At 61.4% G+C, this 544-nt stretch carries 1 pseudogene; it reads right to left on the reverse strand.

The features are described 5' to 3' along the window. Positions 1-544 (reverse strand): annotated as a pseudogene (locus tag NPS47_RS25355) (bifunctional aconitate hydratase 2/2-methylisocitrate dehydratase); the annotation flags it as partial.

The following is a 544-nucleotide window of genomic DNA, read 5'->3' on the forward strand; positions in this document are numbered from 1 at the left end:
AACGTCGATGACGTCGCCCATGTTCAGGTTCGAGACGTCGAACTCGATCGGCAGGGCGCCGGCGTCTTCCATGGTGTTGTAGAAGATCGGGGCGATTTTCGAGCCGAAGCAGAAGCCGCCAGCGCGCTTGTTCGGTACGTACGGGATGTCGTCGCCGAAGAACCACAGCACCGAGTTGGTGGCGGATTTACGCGAAGAACCGGTACCGACCACGTCACCGACGTAGGCAACCGGGAAGCCTTTGGCTTTGACTTCTTCGATCTGCTTGAGCGGGCCGATGGCGCCTTGTTGCTCAGGCACGATGCCGTCACGGGCCATTTTCAGCATGGCCAGGGCGTGCAGCGGGATGTCAGGGCGCGACCAGGCGTCTGGGGCAGGGGACAGGTCGTCGGTGTTGGTTTCGCCAGGGACCTTGAACACGGTCAGGCTGTATTTCTCAGCGATGGCAGGCTTGCTGGTGAACCACTCACCGGCGGCCCAGGAATCCAGTACGGCCTTGGCGTGGACATTGCCCGCCTTGGCTTTTTCGGCGACGTCGTGGAAA

This window comes from Pseudomonas putida, assembly GCF_028682475.1.
Taxonomy (GTDB): domain Bacteria; phylum Pseudomonadota; class Gammaproteobacteria; order Pseudomonadales; family Pseudomonadaceae; genus Aquipseudomonas; species Aquipseudomonas putida_AG.